Annotated in this window: 15 protein-coding genes, 1 other RNA gene and 1 pseudogene; 8 read left to right on the plus strand and 9 right to left on the minus strand. The window is 42.0% G+C overall.

The window, feature by feature from the left end; all coding sequences use genetic code 11:
• Positions 1-25: 25 nt before the first annotated feature.
• From DRF63_RS00555 to DRF63_RS00585, 7 genes and pseudogenes are all read right to left on the minus strand, one after another.
• Positions 26-1,252, minus strand: coding sequence for a uracil-xanthine permease family protein (locus DRF63_RS00555; protein ID WP_005595771.1), 1,227 nt, complete (start codon positions 1,250-1,252; stop codon positions 26-28).
• Positions 1,253-1,410: 158 nt separating this feature from the next.
• Positions 1,411-5,039, minus strand: a pseudogene (gene putA, locus DRF63_RS00560) (bifunctional proline dehydrogenase/L-glutamate gamma-semialdehyde dehydrogenase PutA).
• Between the two features lie 102 nt (positions 5,040-5,141).
• Entirely contained in the window at positions 5,142-6,656 is a 1,515-nt protein-coding gene (gene putP / locus DRF63_RS00565) for a sodium/proline symporter PutP (RefSeq protein WP_005618712.1), read from the minus strand.
• 574 nt (positions 6,657-7,230) lie between these two features.
• The gene (locus DRF63_RS00570) at positions 7,231-8,016 is read right to left on the minus strand and encodes an IclR family transcriptional regulator (protein ID WP_005595781.1); all 786 of its coding nucleotides are present in this window, start codon (positions 8,014-8,016) and stop codon (positions 7,231-7,233) included.
• A complete protein-coding gene (locus DRF63_RS00575; RefSeq protein WP_005595783.1) occupies positions 8,013-8,588 on the minus strand; it encodes a 5-formyltetrahydrofolate cyclo-ligase in 576 nt (191 codons plus the stop codon). The genes DRF63_RS00570 and DRF63_RS00575 overlap by 4 nt, the downstream gene beginning before the upstream one ends.
• Before the next feature lie 20 nt (positions 8,589-8,608).
• Positions 8,609-8,790: non-coding RNA, 6S RNA (gene ssrS, locus DRF63_RS00580), on the minus strand.
• Positions 8,791-8,858: 68 nt separating this feature from the next.
• Positions 8,859-9,179: a cell division protein ZapA gene (locus tag DRF63_RS00585; RefSeq protein WP_005595785.1), complete on the minus strand. Its 321-nt coding sequence runs from the start codon at positions 9,177-9,179 to the stop codon at positions 8,859-8,861.
• Between the two features lie 77 nt (positions 9,180-9,256).
• On the opposite strand from DRF63_RS00585, the gene DRF63_RS00590 reads away from it, so the two are divergent.
• From DRF63_RS00590 to DRF63_RS00605, 4 genes are all read left to right on the plus strand, one after another.
• Positions 9,257-9,808 (plus strand): UPF0149 family protein, encoded by a 552-nt coding sequence (locus DRF63_RS00590; protein ID WP_005595787.1) that lies wholly within the window; start codon positions 9,257-9,259, stop codon positions 9,806-9,808.
• A 105-nt stretch (positions 9,809-9,913) separates the two neighbouring features.
• Complete coding sequence (gene hemE, locus DRF63_RS00595; RefSeq protein ID WP_005595789.1) at positions 9,914-10,978, plus strand: uroporphyrinogen decarboxylase; 1,065 nt, start codon at positions 9,914-9,916, stop codon at positions 10,976-10,978.
• Positions 10,979-11,101: 123 nt separating this feature from the next.
• Positions 11,102-11,692, plus strand: a complete 591-nt coding sequence (locus DRF63_RS00600; protein WP_043991702.1) for a YjaG family protein — start codon at positions 11,102-11,104, stop codon at positions 11,690-11,692.
• 135 nt (positions 11,693-11,827) lie between these two features.
• Positions 11,828-12,100, plus strand: coding sequence for an HU family DNA-binding protein (locus DRF63_RS00605; protein ID WP_005595795.1), 273 nt, complete (start codon positions 11,828-11,830; stop codon positions 12,098-12,100).
• A 52-nt stretch (positions 12,101-12,152) separates the two neighbouring features.
• Here DRF63_RS00605 and DRF63_RS00610 read toward each other — a convergent pair whose 3' ends face one another.
• Complete coding sequence (locus DRF63_RS00610; RefSeq protein WP_005595797.1) at positions 12,153-13,004, minus strand: thymidylate synthase; 852 nt, start codon at positions 13,002-13,004, stop codon at positions 12,153-12,155.
• An 87-nt stretch (positions 13,005-13,091) separates the two neighbouring features.
• Between DRF63_RS00610 and DRF63_RS00615 the strand changes: the two genes are divergently transcribed.
• A complete protein-coding gene (locus tag DRF63_RS00615) occupies positions 13,092-13,676 on the plus strand; it encodes a hypothetical protein (protein WP_005595799.1) in 585 nt (194 codons plus the stop codon).
• 95 nt (positions 13,677-13,771) lie between these two features.
• Positions 13,772-14,782: a biotin synthase BioB gene (gene bioB, locus DRF63_RS00620; protein WP_005595801.1), complete on the plus strand. Its 1,011-nt coding sequence runs from the start codon at positions 13,772-13,774 to the stop codon at positions 14,780-14,782.
• A gap of 63 nt (positions 14,783-14,845) precedes the next feature.
• On the opposite strand, the gene cspE is transcribed toward bioB, so the two are convergent.
• Entirely contained in the window at positions 14,846-15,055 is a 210-nt protein-coding gene (gene cspE / locus DRF63_RS00625; RefSeq protein ID WP_005595803.1) for a transcription antiterminator/RNA stability regulator CspE, read from the minus strand.
• Positions 15,056-15,417: 362 nt separating this feature from the next.
• Here cspE and proQ point away from each other — a divergent pair, with 362 nt between their 5' ends.
• Together proQ and prc are read left to right on the plus strand one after the other, a co-directional pair.
• Entirely contained in the window at positions 15,418-15,966 is a 549-nt protein-coding gene (gene proQ / locus DRF63_RS00630; RefSeq protein ID WP_005595806.1) for an RNA chaperone ProQ, read from the plus strand.
• 91 nt (positions 15,967-16,057) lie between these two features.
• Positions 16,058-18,070 carry a carboxy terminal-processing peptidase gene (gene prc, locus DRF63_RS00635; RefSeq protein ID WP_005595808.1) on the plus strand — a complete coding sequence of 671 codons (2,013 nt, stop codon included), beginning with the start codon at positions 16,058-16,060 and terminating at the stop codon, positions 18,068-18,070.
• Positions 18,071-18,145 lie beyond the last annotated feature (75 nt).

Here is an 18,145-nt window from a genome sequence, read left to right on the forward strand (position 1 = left end):
TGTTTTAGAATGGAATCGTTAGCAATTATTCCGCTTTTTTAGCCGCTTCTTTTGGAAGAAGTAGGTTCATAATAATTGCAGCGATAGCACATAGGCTGATGCCTTTCAGTGAGAACTCACCGACGTTAATCAACATACCGCCGATACCGAAGGTCATTACCACGGAAACGATACAGAGGTTGCGCGCTTCGCCCATATCTACTTTGGCACGAATTAATGTACTCATACCGACCGCTGCGATAGAACCGAAAACTAACATCATAATACCGCCCATCACTACGCCCGGAATGGTTTGTAAGAATGCACCCACTTTGCCGCAGAATGAAATTGCAATTGCCCAGATCGCGGCAAAAGTCATTACACGCGGATTAAAGTTTTTGGTCAGCATAACCGCACCGGTAACTTCCGCATAGGTAGTATTCGGCGGACCGCCTAAGAATGCGGCGGCAGACGTAGCAACACCATCACCTAATAAGGTACGGTGTAAACCCGGTTTCGTCATAAAATCTTTACCGGTTACCGAGCTGATCGCCATAATGCCGCCGACGTGTTCGACAGCCGGTGCAAGGGCAATTGGTAATAGGTAAAGAATCGCTTCTAACTTAAATTCCGGCGTAGTGAGTTTCGGTAAGCTAAACCAAGCGGCATTAGTTACCGGGCTAAAATCAATGATACCGAACACGAGCGAAAGGATATAACCAACCACAATTCCGAACATAATCGGGACTAATTTCATTAAACCTTTGGCAAATACCGCCACGATAAGCGTGGTGATTAAGGTTGCCATCGAAATCAGTAAGGCGGTATTCGGTTCAATCGTTGTACCTTTGCCTAACGCCATATCAACCGCAGTCGGGGCTAAGCCTAAACCGATAATAATGATTACCGGACCAACCACCACCGGTGGGAAAAGTTTTTCGAGGATATTTGCCCCTTTCCATTTCACTAACGCACTTAATGCAAAATAGACAAAGCCGGTGAATACCAAGCCACCCATAGTGGTTGGGATACCCCATTGCTGTACGCCGTATTGAATCGGTGCGATAAATGCAAAGGAAGATGCAAGGAAAATAGGCACTTGACCTTTAGTACAAAGTTGGAAAAGTAGGGTACCGATACCGGCGGTAAGAAGGGCTGTATTAGGATCTAAGCCGGTAATTAACGGCATTAATACTAAAGCACCAAATGCCACAAATAGCATTTGTAAGCCAACGAACACCTGTTTAGGTGTGCTGATAGTTTGATTTGTCATTTTTGTTTCAACTCTCGGTTTGAATTAACATACGTAAATACTACCTCACGGGATAGTCGGCGCATTATAGCTGAAAAGAAAATGACTTGCTAAACAGAAAATAAAAATCCCCTCAGTTTATTGCTAAGGGGATAAATATTAAGCTGATTTGGATAATGCTAATCCATTTCACTCATAAGCGTTGCATTACCGCCGGCAGCTGCGGTGTTAATGCTGACAGACTTTTCATGTACCAGCGGTAATAGTGAGAGTGCCAAGTCAAGGCTTTCCACATAAGTTAAAATCGCACCGTTACGCTCGGCATAATGTTGGCGTTCTGCTGCAGAAAGCGGCTCAAGTACAATCATCACGCTTAATGCAGGAAGACGATTGAAGTCGTCCGCTACCGTTACGTATTCGGTAAATTGATGTGCATATTCCGCTAACGGTGAATCTTTTTTTATCACCGCTTTGCTGCCGCATACCACAATCGCTATCATTGCTTTGATTTGTTCGAGCAGTGAGCCATTACTTACTGCAATCATTGGGCGAGCTTCAAAGCGTAAATAGTTGTTTTCACCGGTAATACCTTGCATTTTAAACACTTTTGCAAGCGGTGATTTTTGGCGTAAAGTTTGTAAGAGAGCTAACGCTTCGCTTTGTTGTTCACCGCTAAGCGTTTGGCGAACGGCTTGTGCAAGTTTATCCGTTTCTATAACCGTTTCGCCTTCTAAATCCGCAAGCGTCCAAGCTTCGCTTTTTACCAAACGTTGTAAATAAAGCGGTCCGCCGGCTTTTGGCCCTGTACCGGAAAGTCCCATGCCGCCGAACGGTTGTACGCCTACCACCGCACCGACCGTATTACGATTCACATATAAGTTACCGGCGTGTACTTTGTCGAGCCATTGAGTAACGGTCGCATCAATACGGCTATGTAAACCGCTGGTTAAGCCGAAGCCGGTTGAGTTAATGTCATCAATAATTTGTTCGAATTGGTTGGCATTAAAACGAATCACGTGTAGTACCGGGCCAAATACTTCATGTTCGATTTGTGAGATATGATCGATTTCAAGTAAAGTTGGCGGTACGAAAATCCCGTTCTGTTCCACCTCTGTTGCAATCGGCACTTGATAGTACGATTTTGCCACCGCTTTCATTTTTTCAATATGCGCTAGTAAGCGACTTTGTGCCGTGCGATCGATCACCGGACCGACATCGGTATTCAGTAATTGCGGTTTACCGACACGTAATTCCGCCATTGCACCTTTAAGCATCGTGAGAATGTGATCGGCAACATCTTCTTGCAGATAAAGTACACGTAGTGCCGAACAGCGTTGTCCTGCCGAATCAAACGCTGAGTTAAGCACATCCGCCACCACTTGCTCGCTGAGCGCAGAGCTATCCATAATCAAGGCGTTTTGTCCACCGGTTTCCGCAATCAGCGGTACGATTTTGCTTTGTTTTTGCAAATTGCGGTTGATGGTTTTTGCAAATTGCGGTTGATGGTTTTGGCAGTTTCGGTCGAGCCGGTAAAAATCACACCGTCCACTCGGGGAGCGGCAGTCAATCTATTACCGATTTCAGCTCCGCTGCCCGGTAAGCATTGTAAAACGCCTTTTGGAATACCGGCTTGGTAACATAATTCCACTGCATAATGTGCCATTAAGGAAGTTTGTTCCGCCGGTTTTGCCAACACCACATTACCGGCAACTAAAGCGGAAACGACTTCACCGGTAAAAATCGCCAACGGGAAGTTCCACGGGCTAATTGCAACGATAATCCCTCTCGGATTTTGATAAGCCTGCGGGTTGCACTTCACTTCGTTTGCATAATAACGGCAAAAATCGACCGCTTCTCTGACTTCGGCAATTGCATTATTCAGCGTTTTACCCGCTTCTCGCACCGCTAAATCGAATAAAGTCGGCATATTGTGTTCCATTAAATCGGCGAGCTTTTCTAGAATCGCCGCTCTTTGTGCCGGCGGAGTCGCTTGCCAAGTGGTCTGATTTTGTTCGGCAATTACAAAAGCTTTTTCGACATCGGCTTCATTGGCGTAGGTGACTTCTCCGACGATTTGAGTTTGATCAGCCGGATTGTAAATTACTTTTCTCTGCGCACCTTGATAGAATTGCTCGGCAATTTGCGGAACGGCACGGTACTGATTGTGATTCGCCAATTCGTTTAATTGTGCGCTTAATTGTACTAAATGGTGCATATCGCTTAGTTCGTATCCGGCTGAATTTTTACGATCCGTAAATAGATTTAGCGGTAACGGCGTTTTCGGGTGCATCGTTCCTGCAGTAGTACCGGCTTTTGCTACCGGATCTTCAAGTAACTTATCAATACTGACTTTTTCATCGACAATCTGATTTACAAATGAACTGTTTGAACCGTTTTCCAATAAGCGGCGAACCAAATAAGCCAATAAAGTTTGATAAGATCCGACCGGTGCATACACTCGGCATTGAATATTGAGATTTTCTTGACCTACCACTTGATCATAGAGTGTTTCGCCCATGCCGTGTAAACATTGAAATTCAAAGCGTTTACCTTTAGCTAAGTGATAGATAGTGGATAAGGTTTGCGCATTATGGGTGGCAAATTGCGGGAATACCACATCTTGTGCCGCTAATAGCTTTTTCGCACAAGCAATGTAATTCAAATCGGTATGCACTTTGCGCGTGAACACTGGATAGCCGCTTGCTCCTTCCGCTTGAGCCTGTTTGACTTCGGAATCCCAGTAAGCACCTTTTACCAAGCGAATCATCAACTTACGGTTGTTTTCCCTTGCTTTGGCGATTAAATAATCGATAACGGAGCGACAACGTTTTTGGTAGGCTTGCACGACAAAACCTATCCCGTCAAAATCGGCTAATTCGGGTTCGCTCAATAGGCGATCCATTAAATCTAATGAAATTTCTAAACGATTCGCTTCTTCCGCATCAATATTTAAGCCGATGTTATAACGTTTTGCTAACAGAAATAAATCTCGCAAGCGGGGATAAAGTTCATTCATCACACGATCATACTGTGCCAGACTATAACGAGGATGAATCGCCGAAAGTTTAACCGATACGCCGGAAGAATGATAAACGCCTAACCCTTTTGAGGCTACGCCGACCGCATGGATCGAATTCACATAATCTTGATAATAACGTTGTGCGTCTTGCTCGGTAAATGCGGATTCGCCCAACATATCGTAAGTAAAACGGAAACCTTTATTAAAACGCGCTTCGCTATTTTTGAGGGCAAGCTGAATCGTTTCGCCGGTCACAAACTGTTTACCGAGTAAACGCATGGCAAGGTCGATACCTTTGCGAATGACCGGTTCGCCCGCTTTACTAATCAGCTGATTTAGACTACTTGATAATGCTTGCTGATTCAGAGACAGTAATTTGCCGGTAAAGACCAATCCCCATGCGGAGGCATTAACAAATAAGGAAGGGCTGTTTCCGATATGTGATTTCCAGTCGCCTTTGGCGATTTTGTCTTTAATCAGCTTATCTCGGGTCACTTGATCAGGAATACGCAGTAAGGCTTCGGCTAAACACATCAACGCGATACCTTCTTGGCTTGAAAGCGAAAACTCGTGCATCAATGCATCGACACCGCTGGCTTTTTGGCGGTTGGTACGTACTTTTTCGATCAGCTTACGGGCGAGATTTTTGATTTCGGGCTGTAATGTTTCCGTTTCCGCCTCAATTAAGAGCTGCTGAACTAATTCCGCCTCATCAATACGATAATGTCGGCTGATATTTTCACGAAGGACGGCTGAAGAAGGAAGAAGTTGATAAATGTTTGTCGGCATAAAGGACTCCTGTTTCGCTTTAACAAGCGGTCGTTTTTATGAAAAAGTTTGCATTTCGAAAACAAAAAAGCGACTTGCCGTTGCCGGCAAATCGCTTTGTCTTTATTGAAGCTCTGCTAAATAGGCTTTATCCGCACGCTCAAATGTGTCCGTTACCTTTTTGCTCGGCGGCGGAGTAATGAGCGAAACCAAGACAATCGCTAACGTCGCTAGAATGAAGCCCGGAATCATCGAATAGACTTCTGGTAAATTAGCCCAGAGGGTAATGTCTTTCCAGAAGTACACGATTAACGCTCCTACTAACATACCGCTAATTGCCCCGAAGCCGTTCATACGTTTCCAGAATAATGACAGTAATACCACCGGACCGAAAGCACTACCGAAGCCCGCCCAAGCGTCTTTTACTAAGCCGAATACTTGGCTGTTCGGATCTTGTGCGATATAGATTGCTAATGCGGCAACCGCTAACACCATAATGCGACCGAGCCATACTAATTCTTTATCGGTTGCGGACGGGCGAAGGATACCTTTATAGAGATCTTCGGTAATCGCGCTCGAACAAATTAATAACTGTGCCGAGAGGGTACTCATTACCGCCGCTAAAATAGCGGACAGTAAGACGCCTGCAATCCACGGGTTAAACAGTAATTTTGCCAATTCAATAAAGATTTGTTCTTTATTTTGATTAACGACGGTAGCTTGTTCCGGATGAGTAAAGAAATATGCCATACCGAAATAACCGATGCCGATAGCACCCGCTAAACAGATAATCATCCACGTCATACTGATACGGCGAGCTTTCTCAAGCGATTTTACGCTTTCCGCCGCCATAAAACGTACGACGATATGCGGTTGCCCGAAGTAGCCTAAACCCCAAGCCAGTAGGCTTAATACGCCGAGTACGGTCGTACCAGCAAAAATGTCGTTATAATCTTTTTGCGCTAATTCGCCGGCTTTCGCAATCGTTTCTTGCATCACCTCAAAACCGCCTACGTTTATGATGACGAAAACGGGCGTTAAAATTAAAGCGAATAACATTAGCGAAGCTTGAATGGTATCGGTCCAACTTACCGCTAAGAAACCACCGATAAAGGTGTAAAGAATGGTTGCGACCGCACCGTACCAAATCGCATTTTCATAAGGTACGCCGAAAAGGTTTTCAAATACGCGAGCACCGGCAACTACGCCCGAAGCGCAATATACGGCAAAGAAAAGTAAAAAAATGATTGCGGATAAAATTTTGATAATACGCGTTTCGTCATTAAAACGGTTATGAAAATATTCGGGCAACGTAAGCGCATCGCCGCTATGTTCGGTGTGTGAACGTAAACGACCGGCGACCAGTTTCCAGTTAAGATAAGCCCCAATAGTAAGCCCGACAGCTAACCAGCCTTCAATTAAACCGCTTGAATAAACCGCACCGGGTAGCCCCATTAATAACCAACCGGACATATCCGATGCGCCGGCGGATAGGGCGGTGACGAAGCTGCCTAAACGACGACCGCCGAGGATATAGTCGGATAAATTATTTGTAACACGATAGGCGATAAAGCCGATCGCAATCATTCCAATAATATAAATTATGAATGTAATGGTTGTCGGATCGAAGTTGAACATAGTTATTCCTCTTATTCTTTCTATGTTGCTAATTTAATTAACGCTATGCAAAAGTCGTGAATTATAGCAAAAGATAGGATGGAAATGAATTTTTAACAAAATTTCATGCGTTTTTATGCAGTACTTACGAATTAAATCAAATTTTCGGCAAATCGCAGAAGATTTGTTCATTCGGGAACATAGCGGAAAAAATAAGGGAATGCAAATTATTTTTTAATGAAATGTTTAAAATGTTAAATTTTAGTTAAGTATTATTGGGGTATTTTATAAATACCAAAGCAGAAAAAAATAAGTTTTACACAGGCGGAAATTGTCAAGCATCTTTACAAGAAAAATTTTCTGCTTTTTTAACTAAAATAACTGGAAAAAACATAACCAATTGATTTTAAAGGATAAGATATTTTGTATCCAGTTAGCCGAAGAAGCTGATAAAGTCAGATTCCATCTAGGGTTAAGCGATTTTTCAAAAAGAAATCCACAAAGTTATCCACAGGCTTTGTGGATAGAAAAAACACCTGAATATACAATCAGCTCTTCGTTGAGATTTTACTAAAAATGTTGAAAAATGCACCGCTTATTGGAAATTCCAGCCGAGTTCTTCCGAGATCTTATGGGCCGTCGCTTGAATTTCCGCACGTAACGTATCAATCCCGACTTGCATAAGTCTTGCCGTAGAAAGAGAAATGGAGATGGCGTAATTCACACGTCCCTGATGATCAAAAATAGGACAGGCGATACATGAAACGCCCATTTCGTTTTCTTCGTCATCCATCGCAAATTGTTGTCGGCGGATCTTTTCAAGCTCGGCATTCATCGCCGGCACCGTAGTAATCGTATTCGGTGTTAATTGTTGAATGGTATCGTGTTGGATTTCCCAATAATGCGGAATGTATTCCGCTTTATCATAGGCTAAAAATAGTTTTCCCATACCGGAACAATAAAGCTGAAGCCTTTGTCCGATATAGGCACGAGTTTTCATCATACCGGTTGTCGGCTCGAGTTTATAAATCAAGATGGCGTGATTGCCTTCTCGCATAGCGAAATTCACCGTTTCGCCTAACTTTAGGTTAAGCTCCTCCAAATGCGGTGCGGCGATATGTAGGATATTAAGGGAACTGAGCGCGCGCTGACCGATGGCTAAACATTTGGTCGATAAACGATAGCTTCCGGTGGTCGGGGCAGGACGAACGAATCCTTCTTGCTGAAGGCTTTGCAATAAGCGATGAACCGTACTTTTGTTTAAATTCGCCAGTTCGGAAAGTTGAGCTAACGGACAACCGTTCGGGTATTGGGAGAGCAATTCAAGTAATTTAAGACCTCGAACTAATGTTTGACTTCCTGCGGATTCTTTGTCTGTCACTTTATATCTCCTATGATCAAGTGGTTAAGCGGTATATCCCAAGGTTCCGTCGGTAAATTCTCAACAAATTGAAACGGATATGCAAGCCCTACGCTTATCGCTTGCGGAGTTAGGGCAAGCGTTCTGTCATAAAAACCGCCTCCGTAACCTAACCGATTACCGGTTTTATCACAAGCGAGTAACGGTGTAAATATCATCTCGATTTCATTAAGCGGTTTTACTTTACGTACGTCCGGCTTAGGCTGTTGCATACCGAATTTATGCGTGATGAATAGCGTTTCTGCATCATATTGTTGAAAGAACAGATGACCTTTAGCAAACGGATGGAGAATAGGCAGATAGAGCGATTTGTTTTGTTGTTGTAATCGTTCAATCAACGGAAGCGGTGAAATTTCGCTATTAAAAGGCAAATAGAGTGCAATATGTTCGGTGTGATATTGATTGATAAGAGCAAGTGCTTGCGGAATCAGATTAAAAGAAGCGATTGATTGTTGTTCTAAAGCTAATTTAGCTCGTTCGTTCAGAATGGATTGACGAAGTTGTCTGCGAGTTTGTACGGAATGTGATTGCATATTGAGAATACCTTAATGCAAAAGAACCCGAAGTGCCGTTACTTGTGGTGGTCCTTGAACCAGAAGGTTCAAGGGAGTCGAACTTAATTGCCTTTAGGCTTCTTACTCAAGGTAAGCCTGCTCACCGGCATTTAGATGTCCAACTCAAAGTTTCAAATTATCGGCTCAGGGACGTAACGAGTAACGCACACCTCAGGCAAGTCTTATACTAACGGAAATTCACGTTTTTTCCTAGTCTTGAATTGAGAAAAATTCTCAAACGATCAGCTTTTAAACACTTTCTTGATTAATCGCAACGGAACTGCCGGTAAGCAACTTACTCAGAGAGTTATCTAATTGATGAATACAAGATTCCAAAACCGCTTTGTTATTGGCATTCTTTTGTTTTTCTTGTTCAAGTTCATAATTGAGGTTGAGAGCGACAATCGCCAATACTTTTTCCAGCTGAATGATACCGGACTGATCTTTTAACAGTGCAACGCGTTCTTCCAAACGTTGTGCAGAGGCAAGTAAATTTTCTTGTTGATCCGGTGGACAATGTAAACGAAGCACCTGCCCAAAAATTTGAACTTCAATATAATTTGCCGACATAGTCGCGAAATCCTCACAAGTAATATAAATTTTTTGCTATTATGCCATTCTTTAACAGAATCACAAATAAGACAACTATGGCTATTACACAATCAACCGAATTTAATCAATTAATTGCGCAGCTTCAAATCGCCGAAAGCGTCGCGGAAGTGCATGGATTTTTAAGCGGATTAATTGCGGGCGGCGTACAGGACGAATCTTGGAAAACCCTAACGTATCAATTTTTAAATGACGGGCATGCTTTTTCACAAGCTCCTTTAGCGGAGTTGAGTGCCTTTTACCGACAATTGAGCGAAAGTTTTGACGAAGCCAATACCTTATTTTCGCTTTGGACTCCGAATAATGAAGATGGTTTCGCCTTGGCGGACGCTATAGCCGACTGGAGCAGCCAATTCTTATTAGGTTTGGGGCTTGCGCAACCTAAATTAAGCCGTGAAGCGGATGAAATCGGCGAAGCGTTAGATGATTTAGAAGAAATATCCAAATTAGGTTACAATGAAGACGATGATAATAACGAGTTGTTGGAAGCCGGAGAAGAAGTGGTCGAATACCTTAGAGTATTAACGCTTTTCTTACACAGTCATTTTGCCTTAAACGTAAAAACAAGCGAGAAACCTCAACTTCACTAATCCCAACGAGTTATATACAAGCGGTGACTTTCTGGCAAAATTTTGCAAATTTTTTATAAAATTTAACCGCTTGTTTCTACTTTGAATTGATATGCAAGGAATATTATGAACCAATTAAAAAATGATCGTTACTTAAAAGCGTTACTACGTGAACCAGTTGATATGACACCGGTATGGATGATGCGTCAAGCGGGGCGTTATCTACCGGAATATAAAGCGACACGTGCGGAAGCCGGCGATTTTATGGCTTTATGTCGCAATGCAGATTTAGCTTGTGAAGTGACGTTACAGCCGCTACGCCGCTATGCATTGGATGCGGCGATTTTATTCTCCGATATTTTAACCGTTCCGGATGCAATGGGCTTAGGTTTAAGTTTCGGTGCGGGTGAAGGGCCTAAATTTGCTCGCCCGATTGAAAATAAAGCGCAGGTGGACAACTTACCGATTCCGGATCCGGAAAGCGAATTACAATATGTGATGAATGCGGTACGTACTATTCGCCGTGAATTAAAAGGCGAAGTGCCGTTAATCGGTTTTTCAGGCAGCTCGTGGACATTGGCGACTTATATGGTGGAAGGCGGCTCAAGCAAAGCGTTCACCAAAATTAAAAAAATGATGTATGCCGATCCGAAAATTTTACACGCATTATTAGATAAATTAGCCGATAGCGTGATCTTATATCTGAATGCACAAATTAAAGCCGGCGCGCAAGCGGTGATGGTGTTCGATACTTGGGGCGGCGTGTTGGCGCATAACGAATATAAAGAGTTCTCGCTACGTTATATGCACAAAATCGTGGACGGTTTAATTCGTGAAAACGAAGGCAGAAAAGTGCCGGTAACTTTATTTACCAAAGGTGGCGGTTTATGGTTGGAAGCGATTGCGGAAACCGGTTGTGATGCGGTCGGTTTAGACTGGACGGTCGATATTGCCGATGCGCGTCGTCGTGTCGGACATAAAGTGGCGTTACAAGGCAATATGGATCCGAGCGTATTGTATGCGCAGCCGGAGCGTATCGAGCAGGAAGTGAAACAAATCTTAGCCGGTTTCGGTCAAGGCTCCGGTCATGTGTTCAACCTCGGACACGGTATTCATCAAGACGTGCCGGAACAAAGCCCGAAAGTGTTTGTTGATGCGGTTCACGAGTATTCAAAACAATACCATAAGTAATCTTCTAGCCGATTTGGCTTAAACAAGCGGTTAAATTTCCGAAAGATTTTGCAAAAAATGATGAAAATTCGACCGCTTGCGTTAAAGGAAAATTGTCTTTGAATCGAAAAAACAGAGGAAAAAATGAGAAATCCTATTCATAAACGTATGGAACGTTTTGAATCTTGGCAGCATTTAACGTTTATGGCGTGCCTTTGCGAAAGAATGTATCCGAATTACCAACTTTTTTGCGATGTAACGCAACAACCTGAAAAAGCAAAAATTTTTCAAAATATTCTGAACCTTATTTGGGAATTTTTGACAATAAAAGGAGCGAAAATTAATTTTGATAACCAGCTGGAAAAATTAGAAGAAATTATTCCCGATGTGAACGATTACGATTTTTTCGGCGTATTACCCGCTCAAGAAGCGTGTGAAGCGTTATCGGAATTATTACACGGCATTATTGCAGGTTCCAGTTTGGAGCAAGCCGTCCGTATCAGCCAGATCTCTCTCGGCACGGTGGCAAGCTACCTTGAAATGCAAAATGAAAAAGAACTGAATGAGCAAGAATTGAAAAATTCGGAAGAAATTCAAGACGAGTTGGACGTGCAATGGCAAATCTATCGTTTATTGAATGAATGCGAAGCGCGTGACATTGAACTCATTTCAGGGCTGAAAGAAGATATTCGTACTAGCGGAATTAGTAATATTGGGTTAAAATTTAACCAATAAATTAAAATATCGACAATTTTATCACGAATCCCCTTTGCGAAAAGGAAAGTTTCAATTAAGCTAGTAAACGTTTTACGCAACAATTTCGGACGTGTAACGTCATTTAATCTAAAATAAATCTTAGAGGATACAATCATGAACAAAACTGAGTTAATCGATGCAATCGCAGCTGGTGCAGAGTTAAGCAAGAAAGACGCGAAAGCGGCATTAGAAGCGACTTTAAATGCGATCTCTGAAAGCCTAAAAAATGGCGACACCGTTCAGTTAATCGGCTTCGGTACTTTTAAAGTAAACGAGCGTAATGCACGTACGGGTCGTAACCCGCGTACCGGCGAAGAAATCAAAATCGCAGCATCTAAAGTGCCGGCGTTTGTTGCAGGTAAAGCATTAAAAGATTTAGTAAAATAATTCTTTGCAAAGTTTTTAAAGCCTAGATTCATTCTAGGCTTTTTTGTTTCTCTTATACCGAGAACGGATATTGGATTGCCGGATGATATTCGTAACTTTCGACTTTAAAATCATCGAGCGTTACCCAAGTTTCTAAATCCTCTAATGATTTAATTGCCGGATTAATCCAAAGTTTAGGAGAAGCCAGCGGCTTTCTTTTCAATTGTACGTCACGCATCAATTCAAATTGGTCTTCATAAATATGCGCATTTACGATTTTATGAAACGCTTGTCCGGCTTTATGTCCGGTAATTTGCGCCATTAAAGCCAAGAAGGTATAGCATTGGATCATATTCCAATTGAGCCCAAGCGGTACATCGGCGGAACGTTGCGTACTGTTTAAATAAAGCGTGCCGTCTAAAAGCGAGAAATGATGGCTATATAAGCAGGGACGTAAACAGCCCATATGGAATACGCCCGGATGATAAAAGGTATAAATTTCGCCGCGATTATCCACTCCCTTTTTTAAATCATCGACAATCTGGCGCAATAAATCGACGGAACCTCCGTCCGCTTTCGGGAAGTTACGTCCGACCGCGCCGTAAACCAAACCCATATCATCTTCGCCTTTACGATACGGATTGGCTAACCAAGCCGAGTTTTGATTTGCATTGGCATCCCATGATTTTGTTCCCAGTTTGCGGAAATCGGCGGCATTATCATAGCCTCGAATATAACCCAATAATTCCGCAATCGCCGCTTTCCAAAAACTTCTTCTTGTTGTAACAAGCGGAAACTCTCCGGTTGCAACATTGTAGGTTAAATCGGCATTAATTACGGTTAAACAACGCTTACCAGTACGTTCGTTCTCTACCCATTTTCCTTCGTTTACGATACGATGGCATAAATCTAAATACTGTTTCATGGTGACCTCTTAAAAAAACTTAAGTAATTTTGCCATTTATTCGGTAAAATGGATAATAAATTTTTATAAAGCGATAAGGAGTGCGATATGAAAAAACTGATGAAACCGATTTTTGTCTGCTTAACCTTGGCGGTTCTGACCGCTTGTTCGAGTAAAAGTAGTTGGACTCGTTTAAACGATTCGGAAGTAGATCAAAAATCCTATGCGATAGCTTATGGCGCAACGGCACAAACTTACGCGGATCGAGTAAATGAAAGTTATGATATCGATTCATTTATGAACGGTGTTGATGATTGGTATAACAAAAAAGTTAATCTGCCGGTAGAACAAATTCGAGCAATGATTTTGAATCGCTTAATGGATCATAATATTTACGCTTATTATAGCGGTGTGCTTTATGCTGCGGATTTACAAGGCAATTTTAATCATTTGGATCCAAGTTGTTGGGATTTGGTACAAACGCCGAGTATGACGCAAGGTATCCACGATGCAATGCTTGATATTCAAAAAAATAAGGTACGTGGCGACGAATATATTAAAAACGGAGTGGAACAAATTCTTCATCTTTGCGTGAAAACGATGGTGGAAGACGAGCATAAGCAGGAAGTTAATTCAAAAGCTAAAGGCAAAAAATCGGCGAAAGCGGCTCAGAAACAGAAATCGGCTAAATAACGTCAGTTAATGTATTGTATAAGCGGTCTATTTTTCTCAATAAATTGTAAGATTTTGAGAAAATACGACCGCTTCGGTTTATTTAAGGAGATGACATGACAACCTATAATTTGCGTTTAAAAGCAAAAAGTGAACTTACCCCCCACCCTACGGCACAATATTGGCGTAAATGCCAAGTCGAAGAATTATTCGAAATGCCTTTTATGGAACTTATTTTTAAAGCGGCACAAGTCCATAGAGAGCATTTTGATCCGCAAGCGATTCAATTATCGACGTTACTTTCGATTAAAACCGGAGGATGTCCGGAAGAATGCGAATATTGTCCTCAGTCCGCTCGCTATGATACCGGGCTTGAAAAGCAAGTGATGATGGATGTGGAAGAAATTGTCGAGAAAGCCAAAATAGCCAAAGCGAGAGGCGCGAGCCGTTTTTGTATGGGCGCCGCTTGGCGTGGACCGAAGCCGAAAGACATTAAAGTGGTGTCTGAAATTATCGGTGTGGTAAAAGCGTTAGGTCTAGAGACTTGCGGTACTTTCGGTTTACTGGAAGACGGGATGGCGGAAGATTTAAAACAAGCCGGATTAGACTATTACAATCACAATTTGGATACCGATCCGGAACGCTATAATAAAATCGTACATACGCGTAATCATGATGATCGGATGGATACGCTCGGTAAAGTGCGTCATGCCGGTTTAAAAGTATGCTGCGGCGGAATTGTCGGGATGAACGAAACTCGTCCGGAACGTGCCGGACTTATCGCAAGTTTAGCGAATCTCGATCCGCAACCGGAAAGCGTACCGATTAACCAATTAATTAAAGTCGAAGGTACGCCGTTGGAAAATGCCGAGGATCTGGATTGGACCGAATTTGTCAGAACGATTGCGGTTGCGCGTATTACTATGCCGAAAAGCTATGTGCGTTTATCGGCAGGTCGAACCTCAATGCCGGAAGCAATGCAAACGTTATGTTTTATGGCGGGAGCGAATTCGATTTTCTATGGTGAGAAGTTATTGACAACTTGCAATCCGGAAGAAGACTCCGACCGCTTGTTAATGGATAAATTGGATTTGTATCCGCTGGCGTATGAGCCTAGCGACGCTTAGTCCGAAGGAATGAAAAAAGCCAGCATTTGCTGGCTTTTAGATTCTTTATATACACGTTTAAAATTAAAGTGTTTTTACGTTTACCGCTGAAGGACCGCGCTCTGAATCTTGAACTTCAAATTCAACTTTTGCACCTTCTTCTAACGTACGGAAGTTTGAACCAACGATACCTGAGAAGTGAACGAAAATATCTTTACCGCCTTGATCCGGAGTGATAAAACCGAAACCTTTAGTTGAATTGAACCATTTAACGATACCTGTTGCTTTAGACATAGGATTTTCCTTATAAAAATTTGATGAAAAGAATTGCTGCACGTTTGTTTGGAGATTAGAGATTTATTCGCGAAGAACTCTCAGAAAATCAGAAGATTTATAGAAAGGAAAACATCGATAAAGCAATCGTACTCAAGAACGCTACGAGAAGCGTTTTCGATTAGAACATTAAAAAAACATTAAAGCAAATATTTTTTGAACTTATTTATCGGAATTGAAACATAGAAATATATGAACGTAACAAAATAGCGTAATGACTTGATTTTATATAGACGGGAATCCGTAAATAAAATATAGTAGCGGGCTAAGACTCTGTATTGGGTCGGCATCTATTTGGACTTAAATTTAAAGAGAAAAACAATATGTCAGAACAACAAGTAAAAATTCAAAATGGCAATAAAACTAATCCTAGCGTAAAAGAAGTGATTACGTATTTAGCGGAGAAGTTTCCACTTTGTTTTAGTGTTGAAGGAGAAGCAAAGCCACTCAAAGTCGGACTTTTCCAAGATTTGGCCGAAGCGCTGGCTAATGACGAAAAAGTCAGTAAAACATTACTGCGTCAGGCGTTACGTACTTATACGATGAGTTGGCGTTATTTGGCTTGTTGTAAAGCAAATGTCCAACGTGTCGGTTTACAAGGCGAAGAAGCCGGTATTGTGGATGAAGCGCAAGCAGAGCATGCGGCACAAACTTTAACGGTTGCCAAAGAAGCTTATGCGGCTCGTAAAGCGGAACAGCGAAAAGAGCAACGCAAAGAATTCTTTAAGAAAAAAGCTCAAGAAGAGAAAGCGAAGAAAAATGCTGCAAATCAAGTGAAGAAGACTCCTCGAGTTGCGAAAGAAGCTTCTGTAAAAGCGACCGCCGAGAGTTTAGCGGCATTAACAAGCAAATTTGGTAAGGGAAATAAATAATTTGCAGGTCTAGCGGTCGGTTTATTGTCGTTTTACAATACGTAACGTTTTTTTGACCGCTTGCATATCTTTATAATGAATCAGGATTTTTATGAAAATAAATCAACTTAGCCGTCTTATTGCTATTTGTTTCGGGACTATCGTAAGCAGTGCATTTGCGGTAGAACCGCAAATTCAAGAGAGTGCGTTAGTAACCCCGAAACCGACGGAACAACACAGCCTTTCAACTAAACGTGTTACAGCGCGTTTGACACAATCTCACTACCATAAGTTTAAATTAGACGATGAGTTTGCGGATAAGATTTTTAACCGATATATGGATTGGTTAGACGGAGCGCATAATACTTTTTTACAATCCGATATTGATGAGATGCGCGCCAAATATGCGGCGAAATTAGATGATGAGCTGTATGAAGGTAAGTTGGATTCCGCATTTGAAATCTATGATTTAATGACCAAACGTCGTTATGGACGTTATAAGTATGCGTTGTCTTTATTAGATAAAGAGCCGAATTTAAAAGGGTCGGATCAAATCGAAAATGATCGTGAAAAGGCGGCGTTTCCCGCAACGGTTGAAGAAGCCAATCAGCTATGGGAACAACGTGTTAAAAACGATGTAATTAATCTCTATCTTAAAGATAAAAAATGGCCTGAAATTAAGAAAACGTTAATTAAACGCTATAATTTAGCAATCAAACGTTTGACGCAAATTAAAGCGGACGATGTATTGCAAACGTATTTAAATGCGTTCGCACGTGAAATTGATCCGCACACAAGTTATCTTTCGCCTCGTGCGGCAAAAGCATTCCAAGAAAGTATGAATTTGTCTTTGGAAGGTATCGGTGCGACGCTTGCTATGGAAGACGACGTAACCACGATTAAATCTCTCGTGCCGGGTGCGCCTGCCGCTCGTAGTAAAAAACTGGTGGTCGGCGATAAGATCGTAGGTGTCGGTCAGGATAACGATGAGATTGAAGATGTTATCGGCTGGCGTTTAGATGATGTTGTCGATAAGATCAAAGGTAAAAAAGGTACTAAAGTCCGTTTAGAAATTGAACCGGAAAAAGGCGGTAAAACGAAAGTTATCACTTTGGTTCGAGATAAAGTCCGTTTAGAAGACAGTGCGGCGAAATTAACCGTTGATAAAATTAACGGTAAAAATGTCGCGGTAATTAAAATTTCAACGTTTTACATCGGTTTGACCAATGATGTGCGTAAATTATTAGATGAAATGAAAACTAAAAAAGTGGACGGTTTAATTATCGATTTACGTGAAAACGGCGGCGGTTCTCTGACGGAAGTTGTTGAATTAACCGGACTCTTTATTAAAGACGGGCCGGTTGTTCAGGTTCGAGATGCGTTCAACCGTATTAAAGTGCATGAAGATCCGGAAGCGGATAAATCGCTTTATGACGGTAAGATCATGGTTATGATTAACCGCCACAGCGCGTCGGCATCCGAAATTTTTGCTGCGGCGATGCAAGATTACAATCGTGCAATTATCGTAGGGCAACAAACCTTCGGTAAAGGTACGGTTCAACAAAGTCGTTCGTTAAATTTTGTATATGACTTGGATCAGGAACCGTTAGGCTTTATTCAATACACAATCCAAAAATTCTATCGTATTGACGGCGGCAGCACTCAATTGAAAGGCGTCGAAGCGGATATTAAATTCCCTGAAATTATTAATGCGGAGAAAACCGGCGAAAGTTTTGAAGATAATGCTTTACCTTGGGATAAAATTCCTGCGGCAAGCTATCAAGAAGCCGGACATGCAAGAGATGCGGTTTCCGCATTAACTGCTAAGCATGAAGAACGTATTGCGAAAGAACCTGAGTTTATTACGTTAAACGAAGATATTGCAATCCGTAAAGAAAGAGGCGCTCGCAAGTATTCGTCACTGAATCTGGAAGAGCGTTTGAAAGAAGATCGTGCCGACGAAGCGAAACGTCTGAAAGATCTGAATGCACGCTTTGCAAGGGAAGGGAAAAAAGCGATTAAGAATATTGACGCCTTACCGAAAGACTATGAAGCGCCGGACTTTTTCTTAAAAGAAGCTGAAAAAATGATGGTTGATTGGTTAGAAATTGATAAGAAGTCATAAAATAGCTTATAATGTATTAAATTAGCTGCCGCTTAATGAAAGTTAGGCGGTTTGTTTTTATTGATATTTTATAAT

It is taken from the genome of Actinobacillus pleuropneumoniae (assembly GCF_003290385.1).
Classification (GTDB): domain Bacteria; phylum Pseudomonadota; class Gammaproteobacteria; order Enterobacterales; family Pasteurellaceae; genus Actinobacillus; species Actinobacillus lignieresii.

Coding starts and splice junctions, on each gene's coding strand:
- DRF63_RS00555 (WP_005595771.1), bottom strand. CDS start 1,252: ATGACAAATCAAACTATCAGCACACCTAAACAGGTGTTCGTTGGCTTA.
- putP (WP_005618712.1), bottom strand. CDS start 6,656: ATGTTCAACTTCGATCCGACAACCATTACATTCATAATTTATATTATT.
- DRF63_RS00575 (WP_005595783.1), bottom strand. CDS start 8,588: ATGCAATCACATTCCGTACAAACTCGCAGACAACTTCGTCAATCCATT.
- DRF63_RS00585 (WP_005595785.1), bottom strand. CDS start 9,179: ATGTCGGCAAATTATATTGAAGTTCAAATTTTTGGGCAGGTGCTTCGT.
- DRF63_RS00590 (WP_005595787.1), top strand. CDS start 9,257: ATGGCTATTACACAATCAACCGAATTTAATCAATTAATTGCGCAGCTT.
- hemE (WP_005595789.1), top strand. CDS start 9,914: ATGAACCAATTAAAAAATGATCGTTACTTAAAAGCGTTACTACGTGAA.
- DRF63_RS00600 (WP_043991702.1), top strand. CDS start 11,102: ATGAGAAATCCTATTCATAAACGTATGGAACGTTTTGAATCTTGGCAG.
- DRF63_RS00605 (WP_005595795.1), top strand. CDS start 11,828: ATGAACAAAACTGAGTTAATCGATGCAATCGCAGCTGGTGCAGAGTTA.
- DRF63_RS00610 (WP_005595797.1), bottom strand. CDS start 13,004: ATGAAACAGTATTTAGATTTATGCCATCGTATCGTAAACGAAGGAAAA.
- DRF63_RS00615 (WP_005595799.1), top strand. CDS start 13,092: ATGAAAAAACTGATGAAACCGATTTTTGTCTGCTTAACCTTGGCGGTT.
- bioB (WP_005595801.1), top strand. CDS start 13,772: ATGACAACCTATAATTTGCGTTTAAAAGCAAAAAGTGAACTTACCCCC.
- cspE (WP_005595803.1), bottom strand. CDS start 15,055: ATGTCTAAAGCAACAGGTATCGTTAAATGGTTCAATTCAACTAAAGGT.
- proQ (WP_005595806.1), top strand. CDS start 15,418: ATGTCAGAACAACAAGTAAAAATTCAAAATGGCAATAAAACTAATCCT.
- prc (WP_005595808.1), top strand. CDS start 16,058: ATGAAAATAAATCAACTTAGCCGTCTTATTGCTATTTGTTTCGGGACT.